This is a genomic window from Streptomyces vulcanius (assembly GCF_042653945.1).
Lineage (GTDB): Bacteria > Actinomycetota > Actinomycetes > Streptomycetales > Streptomycetaceae > Streptomyces > Streptomyces mangrovi.
The window spans coordinates 93925-103789 of record NZ_JBHSFK010000008.1; the positions used below are offsets into that span (position 1 = coordinate 93925).

The window sequence follows — 9865 nt, forward strand, 5'->3', positions numbered from 1 at the left end:
GGTCACGCTGCTGCCGGGAACTCGCGGACCCGGAGATCCTCCGGCCAGTCGTCCGGCTCGCCGCCCTTCTTGTCCGCGGCCCCGTTCGCCTTCGCCCACACCGTGCCGAGCTGCTTCACGAACGGCGTGACACCGCTCGTACGGCACCGGTCGACGACATCCCGGATCCAGTCGACCTCCAGCGGGCGGGCGCCAGACTTGGACTCCCCGCCGAGGATCACCCAGTCGATTCGCTGGAGATCGAGGGACGGGAGCGGGCCGAGGAGCGGCTCCGCCGAGATGAACCGGACGGCGGCCGGCGCCTGCCTGAGGGCGTCCGCGCGGCGGACGTACTCGTCGGACTCGATGCTCGTGCCGAGCCACACGTTCGCCAGCGGCTGGGTGAGGCCGAGTTCGGCGTGCACCTTGTCCAGGACCCGAGCCACGCGTTCCGGGCGCTTGGTGAGGATCTGGTAGGTGTGCCGGGGTGTGTCCTGCATGGTGCGCCAGATCTTCGTGACGTAGTCGACGGGGACGCGGGCGGCGAACACGTCGCTCATGCTGTTGACGAAGATCCGCTCCGGCTTGCGCCAGTGCTTGGGCTGGTCGAGGCGGCCGTCGAGGAGGTTGATGCGGCCGGTCCAGTCGGTGCGGCCGTCAACCTTGTGTGCGGTTCCGGCGTACGCGGCGGCAACCTTCGGGTTGGACGCGTGCATGTGCCGCCACGCTTCGGGGATGGCGTAGCAGTTGTCGCAGCCGGGGCTGACGCGGGTGCAGCCGAGGGTGGGGTTCCACGTTTTGGTGGCCCACTCGATGGTGGTGTCGGTCACGGTGTTCTCCTTCGTTGGCCGGCCGCCGGTCGACAGCCGGAGTCTGTTTCGCCTATGGGGTGGGGTGTCGTGCGCAAAAGCGGGAGCGGCGGGAGCGGCGGTCACATCCGCAGGCCAGGGGACGTCTCTTCTGCTCCCAGTCACTGGGGCGAATCGGGAGCAGAAGTGGGAGCAGAAGTGGGAGCGGGGCCGCTGCTCCCGGTCTTCTCCGCTCCCGCTCCCAGCGCCGAGGAGAAAGCGGGAGCGGTTCAGTGGGCTGCTGACCTGCGGCAACATGGATCCCGCTCCCGCCGCTCCCGCTGCTCCCACTTCTCCGGGCATAGGGGGGAGCACTGGCGAACGCATTACGCGCTCTCTCCGGTGATCCGGTCGGCGTGGACGTGCAGCACGCGCGTGTTCCCGCCGACGATCCTTCGCCTCACGGTCGGCCGTTCGTTTTCACCGGTGGACGCGAGGTGTCCGCCCTCCTTCAGCCGCTTGTGGATCGTGACCTTCGTGGTGGCGAGCGGTTCGGCCGAGCGCCCGGCGTGATCCCGTGCCACCTCGAACGCCACATCCGGATGCAGGAGGACGTCACCGGTGCTGGAGATCCAACCGATGCGCTTCCCCTTGGAGCGGTACTCGCCCGTGTGGGACTCCCACCCCCACTTCTCCGGCCTGGCGGGCTCGCGCCCCGTCTCCTGATCGGCCAGGTACGCGCTCCCGCCGGCCAGGGCAGCCCGTAGCGCCCGCAGGTAGACCTCGGCAACGGACATGCCCTTGACGTAGGCGGCCTGTTCGAAGGCCACCTGAAGGAGCGCGGCCTTGATCTTCTCCATCTGCGCCGCCGCTTCGTCGGCCGTGAACGCGCCCACCTCGACCGCGAAGGTGAGGAACTGGCGGAACCCCGTCAGCAGACTGGCCGTCGCTTCAGGCACCCGGGCATGCCCGCCTGTGGCCCTGGCCAACTCCGTACGCCGCTCGGCGATCTGCTCCCGCAGCCGATCGGCGTACCCGTCGTCCGCGTCCAACTCGGCTGCGAGATGACGTACGTACCCGGCCATCGCGAGTTCGTACACCCCAGACGCCCCCCGCTGCTGCGCATCGGTCAGCTTCACGGCGTCGATCGCGTCCGCGTTGGCGATGGTCAGCCGGGCCCGCAGAGACTCACCGGGCGGCACGTCCTCACCGGTCGCCGCGAGTTGAGCCTTCGGCGGACGTGCGGGGCGGGGGGTCCCGTCCGGGCGCAGACGTCCGCGTCCAGCACTGTTCGCCGAGCCACGGAAGATGCGGTCGGCCGCGATGGCCAGCCGCCGCGGGTCGTCTGCGGACTGCGGCGCGTAGTCGTCGATGATGAGGAGGACGTTCGCAAGCTGGTTGGCGAGGGACTCCAGCGCGTTCCCGGTGAACGTCCAGTTCGCGGGGAAGTGTTTGGCGTCGAGCCCACGCCCGTAGTGCTGTTGCACCGTGGCGGACATCGCGCTTTTCATTGATCCGGAAGTACCTACCAGGAATGTGCTGGTTTCCGGGAGCAGCGGGAGCGGCGCGCGGTAGGCGGCCCCGAGCATCGGCGCGGTGACGTTCAGCGGCGCCACATCGAGCAGGGCGACCGACGCGCGGACCGCTTCGACAAGCACCTCGACGTCCACCGCGGTGGGGTCGGGCAGCGCGTACATGTTCAACTGCTCCGTCCCCAGATCGACGGTGACGGACGTGTCCAGACCATCCGCACCGAGAGCACCGGAGGCGGTGAGGAACCGCCACGTGCCGTCGATGTCCGCCCTCCACCCGGTGTGCGCATAAGTGGTCTGGCTGGACCACTGGCCGTCGCCGAGGTACTGCGCGGCCGTGGCGACGTGGGCTTCGTCGCGGGACATCGGGGTGATGACCGCGTGCGCGCCGACTGCCTGCGCGGCCCATCTCCGGGCCTGGGGGAGCCGCTCTGCGGGCACCTCGACCTCAACCGGGTGACCGCCGGGCCGCGTGACCCGGATCTTGATCAGGGTGGTGATCTCGGCACCGTCGTCCCGGATCACCTGCGCCACGACCTCGGGAACGAAGCGGGCGAGGAGCATCTGACCGCCGTCCGGTGTGGCCAGGTACAGGCACCCGTTCTCGGCGGTGTACGGGCAGTCCGAGCGGACCGCCGTCCGGATCTCCGTGACGCGTCGCTTCTTGGCCTCCGAGGCGAGGGAGCGCCAGTCTCCGGGACCGATCAGCTTCGCTTCGACGATCGCCTTCCGGTATCGCTGGAGTTCGATCTCGCCGCGTCCGGCCAGCCACGCCACCAACTCGCCGATGCCGTCGAGCCGCTCGCCGTCCCCCATCGCGTCGAGCTGCTTGACGGCCTCCTCGGGGGTACCGAGCGGGCACTGGTCGAGCTGGTCAACGTCGATGCCGTTGTCCTGGAGGAACTCGCGGGCCTTCTCATCTGTGCTCATGCGCTGTTCCTCACGGGTGCGTTTCTGGCGCTGCTGACAGTCCGCTCGGCGGCGCGTTCGGGGTGGCCCAGAGAGACGGCGGCATCGACGAGGGCGCGGCTGATGGCGTTGGCGTCCACGCCCGTCTCGTACGCCCGGCAGGCCGACCAGTAGAGCCGCGTGTTCAGTTCGCCCTCGGGTGCGTCCAAGACGAACTTGACGAGGCCGACCAGGACGGCACCGCGCCGTGGACCGGGAACGTGGATCGGGGTACGGCGTGGCTCCGGCGGAGGGAGCATCAGTGAGAGCAGGGCGTCGGGGAGTTCAGCGGCGGGGTGTCGCTCGGCGAACCGGTAGATGCCCTTGGGAGTCCAGGACCCGGGGCCGACGAGATATCCGCCGTACCCGCGGACGTCGATCCCCGGACCGAGCTTGCCCGCGCTGTTACGGACCGGGGCGCCGGCCGGGCCGGTAAACCATCGGTGTTCGCCGCCGGACGGGGTGGCGATGACGGTCGTCTCGGGCACGGTGAATCCGTGCTGCTCGGCGAGGGTGGCGAGGGATGCGACGCCGTCGACGCCGTTCTTCCGGTCGAGGTCGACACCGAGGAGCGGCTCGTTACCGCGGCCGCAGGCGATCCCGTATCCGGTGGCGTAGGGCGCTGCGTCGAACAGTTCGTCGAGGCGCTTCGGGTCGGTCGTCGCATCGTGCACGCCGTGCCCGAGACGTTCGCAGGCTCCGCGGCAGGGCGGTGTGCCTGGCGGGTCGTCACGGTGAGGAGACCGGATCGCGGGGAGCTTGGCCCGGCCGATCGGAAAGACGTTCAGGCCACGTTGTGCCGCCTGGTGTGCGCTTTCCTGGGCGCGCAGCCAGGCGGCACGAGTGGGACCGTAGTTCACGCGTCCCTCCTGGCGCGTCGCCGCCGGGCGGGAGTGAGGTTGTAGCGGCGCCCGCAGGGTGTGCTGACGACACCGAGGTGAATGTGGCGGTGCCAGCCGCCGCAGTGCGGGCATCGGCCGGTGAACTCGACTCGTCCCCGCGTGGTGAGAACGATGGGTCGTACGACGGGCAAAGGCGGTACGGTGGTGTCAGTCCCGCCGCCAAAGAGGACTTCCTGAGACCCGCCGGCTTCCCTCCGGCGGGTCTTTGCGTTGGTCGTCATGCTGCGGCGCCTCCGGTCTTGACGGTCTGGGCGCTCAGCCATGCCTCGATGGCACTGCGGCGGTACTTGATGCGGCCGCCCTTGCCGGGGGTCTGCTTGATGTAGTCGGGCCCGATGCCGGTCCACCGCCAGTTGGCCAGCGTCTGCGGGCTGAAGCCGTACTTCTCGTGCACCTCGCGGGGTGTGAGCAAGGTGTCCTCTGCGGCCTTCTCGACCTTCGTGGCCTTCTCGACCTTGTCGGCCATCACTATCTCCTTCGTAGTGTTCACATTGAACACCGTAGTAGATACAGTGAACACGTGACAGAGACGAAGGTAGCACCCCAGGGACAGAAATGGACACTCGCGCGCCATACCCTGTTGGTCATGACCGACGAGAAGCGCCGACCGCGCCCCGCAGCCCAGTACGGACCGGTTGCAGAGGCCGTAGCCAAGAACGTCGAGCGGCTCCGCAAGACCCGCAACAAGACGATCTACTCGCTGTCGGGCGAGCTGAGTGAGGTCGGCCGGCCGATCACCCCGTCGGCCATCGCCAAGATCGAGAAGCAGCAGCGGCAGGTGACCGTCGACGACCTGGTCGCACTCGCGGTCGTCCTCAACACGAGCCCGATCTCGCTGCTCCTGCCCCCCGAGTGGGGGGACGGCCCCGTCGACCTGACCAGCGAGCGCCGACTAACAGCGCGGACCGCGTGGCGGTGGATCCGTGGCTTGTCGCCCGCCAGCGACTACGGCGTAAGCCCGTCAGAGATCGTCGTGGGCCCGGACGACGACGAGTGGGAAGACGAACTCGACCGGAAGTACTGGCAACTCCGCCAGGAGTACGACGCAGTCACCCTGCCGCTCGAACTGCGGCGCGTCCGTGAGAATCCGGCGAGCCGTGATGCTGACGCCGTGACGTTTCAGGTCGAGCGGCTCATCCGCATGGCTGGCGGCAAGGCGGCCGACGATGCCTTCGAAGATCAGATGGCCACCACGAGGGGTGCGGTCGATCGGCTGCTGACCGAGCTGGATCGGCTGGCCGAGGAGCGGACCCGCCGGCGGACGCAGGCAGGGGGAAGCTGATGGCACGCGTGTGGATCGAGGACCGGGCCAATCACGCCGACTATCAACAGGCTGTGGAGAAGTGGCAGGCCGCGAAGAAGGAGGGCAGCAAGCGGCAGCCCCCGGGCCGATGGAGGGTGCGGTGGTACGGCCCGGACGCGAAACCGAAGGCGAAGACGTTCGCCAAGCTGCCGCAGGCCGAGGCCGAGAAAGACGCGATCACGGCCCGCCTCGACAAGGGCTCGTACCGCGACCCGAAGTCGGGGAAGGCCGCGGTGAAGGTGGTCGCCGAGGAGTGGTTCGGTTCCAAACGGAAGATCGGCCGGACCACGAAGCGCGACTATCGGGACCTGCTCGACAACTACGTCATCCCGAAGTGGGGTGACTGGCAGATCGCGGCCGTCGCGTGGGAGGACGTCGACGCATGGCTGACCGAGCTGGAGACGAAGCCTGGCAAATCCGGGCGAGTGATCGGCGCGGCGCGCATCATCAAGGCGTACCGGGTGCTGTCGATGGTGATGAAGCATGCGGTGTTCTCGAAGCGGATCTCGGTGAGCCCGTGCCACGACCACGAGTTGCCGCGGCCGGACGACGAGGACGAGCACGTCTACCTCACGTACAGCCAGCTGGAGAAACTGGCCCTGGCGGCGGGTGAGTACCGGCTATTGATCCTCACCCTGGGGTATTGCGGGATCCGGTGGGCGGAAGCCTCCGCCGTGAAGGTAGGCCGGCTGCAGGTGCCGCAGCGACGCATCCGGATCGTGCAGAACTACACCGACGTCAGCGGACACCTCGCCCTCGGTCCGGTGAAGAACCACGAGAAGCGCAGCGTGCCTCTCCCCCGGTCGTTCGCCGACGAGCTCGGCAGTCTGGGCGTCGGCCGGAAGTCGGACGACTTGCTGTTCACGGCGCCCGAGGGCGGACCGCTCAGGTACGCGAACTTCCGGTCGAGGGTGTTCGATCCGGCCGTGAAGGAGGCGGGCCTCGAAGGCATGGGCGTCACGCCGCACAAGCTGCGGCACACGGCGGCCTCTCTCGCCATCGCGGCCGGCGCCGATGTGAAAGTCGTGCAGACCATGCTCGGACACAAGGACGCGTCGATGACGTTGAACGTCTACGGCCATCTGTTCCCCGACCGGCTGGACGAGGTCGCCGACGCGCTCGACGCGGGTCGAAAGGTCGCACTGGCTTTGGCGGATGCTTCGCTCACCGACGCGTAGCGATCAAAGTGACGTGTACTAAATGTGTATGGCCCCTCGACATGATCTTGTCGGGGGGCCATCGCGTTAGGCTGTTGACCAGCCACTTTGCCTCTGAGCCGCCTTCGGGATTCGAACCCGAGACCTACGCATTACGAGTGCGTTGCTCTGGCCATCTGAGCTAAGGCGGCGCGCTGTGCACACTATGGTGCGATCAGCAACGTCGGTAAGTCTACACAGTTTCCGGGGGTGCTCCGAACCACCCCCGGAGGGGCCCGCTCCAGGGGTGGCCGTAGGGCTATGAGCAGCGTTTCTTCGGTGCGGGAGGGGTGCCCCGCAGGAGGTAGGCGTTGATCGTGGAGTCGATGCAGGCGCTGCCGCGCCCGTAGGCGGTGTGGCCGTCGCCGACGTAGGTGAGGAGGCGCGCCGAGGTGAGCTGGCGGGCGAGGGACTGGGCCCAGCGGTAGGGCGTCGCCGGGTCGCGGGTGGTGCCGACGACGACGATCGGGGCGGCGCCCTTCGCCTCGATGCGGTGCGGCTCCCCCGTCGGCCGCACCGGCCAGTACGTGCAGTTCAGAGACGCCCAGGCGAGGCCCTCGCCGAAGACCGGGGAGGCTTTCTCGAAGGACGGGAGTGCCTTTTCCACTTCGTCGGGAGTGGCGAAGGCGGCGGGGAGGTCCAGGCAGTTCACGGCCGCGTTGGCGGACATCAGGTTCGAGTAGTCGCCGTCGCCGTCGCGTTCGTAGTAGCTGTCGGAGAGGGCGAGGAGGCCCGCGCCGTCCTTCTCTTTCATCGCTGAGGTCAGCGCCTCGCGCAACTGCTCCCACATGCTCTCGTCGTACATCGCCGCGATCACTCCGGTGGTGGCGAGCGCCTCGCCGAGCCTGCGGCCGGCCGCGTCGCCGGTGGGGACGGGATGTGCGTCGAGCCTGGTGAAGAATGCTTTCAGTCGCGTGCCCACCTCCGCTTCCTTCCTGCCCAGCGGGCAGTCCGGCCGCCGCGCGCAGTCCTTCGCGAACGACTTGAACGCCGTCTCGAAGCCCGCCGTCTGTTCCAGGTTGAGGCGCCGGGCGGGCAGCGACGGGTCCAAGGCGCCGTCCAGGACCAGCCGGCCCACCCGATCCGGGAACAGGCCCGCGTATGTCGCCCCGAGGAACGTCCCGTACGACGCCCCCACGTACGTCAGCCGTGCGTCCCCCAGCACCGCCCGCACGATGTCCATGTCACGGGCCGCCTCGACGGTGGAGACGTGCCGCAGGAGCCGCGCCGAGTGCGCGCCGCAGGATTCCGCGAACTGCTTGTACCCGTCTACGAGTTCGTCCGTCTCCCGGCGGTCGTCGGGGGTGCTGTCGGTCTGCGTGTACGCGTCCATCCGACGGCCGTCCAGGCACTCCACGGGCTCGCTGCGGGCCACGCCGCGCGGGTCGACGGCGACCATGTCGTAGCGGGCGCGGACCTCGGCCGGGTAGCCGATGCCGGCGAACGCCTGGACGTAGCCGACCGCCGAGCCGCCCGGGCCGCCCGGGTTCACCAGCAGGGAGCCGAGCCGCTTGCCCGGGCCCGTCGCCTTCCTGCGGGAGACGGCGAGCCGGAGGTCGCCCGCGTCCGGACGGGCGTAGTCCAGCGGCGCCCTCAGCGTGCCGCACTCGAAGCCGGGGACGCCGCAGGAGCGCCAGTGCAGCTTCTGCGTGTAGTACGGAGTGAGCGCCGACGGCGTCGCCTTCGGCAGCGCGGCCAGCTCCGCCCGCACCGCCGCCGTGCCCGGGTAGCTCGCCCCGCTCCCGGAGGAACAGGCGGGGACGGCGGCCAGCAGCAGGGCGAGAGAAGCGAGGGTGACGCCGGTACGGGACCTGTGGGGGGAGCGCCTGGTGTACATCCAGCGAGCGTAACTCTGGGCGATCGGGTGAACGCCCTGCGTACACATACCGCCACGGATGAGTGACGCCGTCAGCCCACGCTTGACCCCTCGCCCCTCGCCCCTGGGCCCACGGTGACGGCAGACGCCCGTCAGCCCGCTCTCAGCGCCATCGTCATCGCCTCCACCGCCAGCAGCGGCGCCACATTGCGGTCCAGGGCCTCTCTGCACGCGCCGATCGCCTCGATGCGGCGCAGGGTGGCCTCCGGGCTGCTGCCGCGCGCCAGACGCTCCAGGGTGTCCTCGGCGTCCGCGTTGGCGATGGCGATGCGAGAGCCGAACTGGAGCGCCAGGACGTCCCGGTAGAAGGCCGTGAGGTCGGTGAGCGCGAGGTCGAGACTGTCGCGCTGGGTGCGCGTGCGGCGGCGCTTCTGCTTGTCCTCCAGGTCCTTCATCACACCCGCCGTACCGCGTGGCATCCGGCCGCCCTGGCCCGCGCCCATCGCCGTCTTCAGCTCCTCGGTCTCCTTGCCGTCCATCTCCTCGGCGAGCGCCTTGGCGTCCTCCGCCGCCGCGTCCACCAGCTCCTGCGCGGCCTTGAGGCAGCCGCCCACGTCCTCGACGCGCAGGGGGAGTTTCAGCACGGCGGCGCGGCGCTCGCGCGCGGCCGGCTCGGTGGCCAGGCGGCGGGCCTGGTCGACATGGCCCTGGGTGGCGCGGGCCGCCGCGGCGGCCACGGCGGGTTCGATGCCCTCACGCCGTACGAGCATGTCGGCCACGGCATCGACGGAGGGCGTCCGCAGATTCAGGTGGCGGCAGCGGGAACGGATGGTGGGCAGCACGTCCTCCAGGGAGGGCGCGCACAGCAGCCAGACCGTCCGCGGGGCGGGCTCCTCGACCGCCTTGAGGACGGCGTTGGCGGACTTCTCGTTCAGCCGCTCGGCGTCCTCGACGAGGATCACCTGCCAGCGGCCCGTGGCGGGCGAGGTGTAGGACTTGCGGACCGTGTCGCGCATGTCCTCGGCAAGGATCTGCGTGCCCACGGCGGCGACGGTGGTGACATCGGCATGGGTGCCGATCAACGCCGTATGACAGCCGTCGCAGAAGCCGCAGCCGGGGGCTCCGCCGAGCGCACGGTCCGGGCTCACGCACTGCAGCGCGGCGGCGAAGGCGCGCGCCACCTGGGTGCGGCCGGCTCCGGGCGGGCCCGTGAACAGCCACGCGTGCGTCATCTTCGACGCCTCGGGCGGCGGGGTCGCGGAGGCGATCGCGGTGACGAGCGCGTCGGCGTCCCGGGCGGCGCCGGCCAGCGTCTCGCTCACCTTCTCCTGCCCGACGAGGTCGTCCCACACGGTCATCGGTCACCCCGCCCTTTCATCTCGTCCTGCCCGACGGTGCCGG

General features: G+C 69.7%; 8 protein-coding genes and 1 tRNA gene. 2 read left to right on the plus strand and 7 right to left on the minus strand.

Features of this window, described 5'->3' with window-relative positions:
* Nucleotides 1-2: 2 nt before the first annotated feature.
* The 4 genes from ACFPIH_RS14255 to ACFPIH_RS14270 form a co-directional block, all read right to left on the minus strand.
* Nucleotides 3-809 (minus strand): DUF5131 family protein, encoded by an 807-nt coding sequence (locus tag ACFPIH_RS14255; protein ID WP_381171658.1) that lies wholly within the window; start codon nucleotides 807-809, stop codon nucleotides 3-5.
* Between the two features lie 344 nt (nucleotides 810-1153).
* Nucleotides 1154-3229, minus strand: coding sequence for a hypothetical protein (locus ACFPIH_RS14260; protein ID WP_381171661.1), 2076 nt, complete (start codon nucleotides 3227-3229; stop codon nucleotides 1154-1156).
* Nucleotides 3226-4221, minus strand: coding sequence for a bifunctional DNA primase/polymerase (locus tag ACFPIH_RS14265; protein WP_381171663.1), 996 nt, complete (start codon nucleotides 4219-4221; stop codon nucleotides 3226-3228). The genes ACFPIH_RS14260 and ACFPIH_RS14265 overlap by 4 nt, the downstream gene beginning before the upstream one ends.
* Nucleotides 4222-4366: 145 nt before the next feature.
* A complete protein-coding gene (locus ACFPIH_RS14270) occupies nucleotides 4367-4639 on the minus strand; it encodes a helix-turn-helix transcriptional regulator (protein ID WP_381171665.1) in 273 nt (90 codons plus the stop codon).
* A gap of 30 nt (nucleotides 4640-4669) precedes the next feature.
* On the opposite strand from ACFPIH_RS14270, the gene ACFPIH_RS14275 reads away from it, so the two are divergent.
* On the plus strand, nucleotides 4670-5431 hold the full coding sequence (locus ACFPIH_RS14275) for a helix-turn-helix domain-containing protein (RefSeq protein WP_385876862.1): 762 nt from the start codon (nucleotides 4670-4672) through the stop codon (nucleotides 5429-5431).
* Nucleotides 5431-6630 carry a tyrosine-type recombinase/integrase gene (locus tag ACFPIH_RS14280; protein WP_381171669.1) on the plus strand — a complete coding sequence of 400 codons (1200 nt, stop codon included), beginning with the start codon at nucleotides 5431-5433 and terminating at the stop codon, nucleotides 6628-6630. The genes ACFPIH_RS14275 and ACFPIH_RS14280 overlap by 1 nt, the downstream gene beginning before the upstream one ends.
* A gap of 96 nt (nucleotides 6631-6726) precedes the next feature.
* Here ACFPIH_RS14280 and ACFPIH_RS14285 read toward each other — a convergent pair.
* From ACFPIH_RS14285 to ACFPIH_RS14295, 3 genes are all read right to left on the minus strand, one after another.
* A tRNA-Thr gene (locus ACFPIH_RS14285) sits at nucleotides 6727-6800 on the minus strand.
* Between the two features lie 107 nt (nucleotides 6801-6907).
* Nucleotides 6908-8485 (minus strand): alpha/beta hydrolase, encoded by a 1578-nt coding sequence (locus ACFPIH_RS14290; RefSeq protein ID WP_381171671.1) that lies wholly within the window; start codon nucleotides 8483-8485, stop codon nucleotides 6908-6910.
* A gap of 131 nt (nucleotides 8486-8616) precedes the next feature.
* Entirely contained in the window at nucleotides 8617-9822 is a 1206-nt protein-coding gene (locus ACFPIH_RS14295; protein WP_381171673.1) for a DNA polymerase III subunit delta', read from the minus strand.
* Nucleotides 9823-9865: the final 43 nt, after the last annotated feature.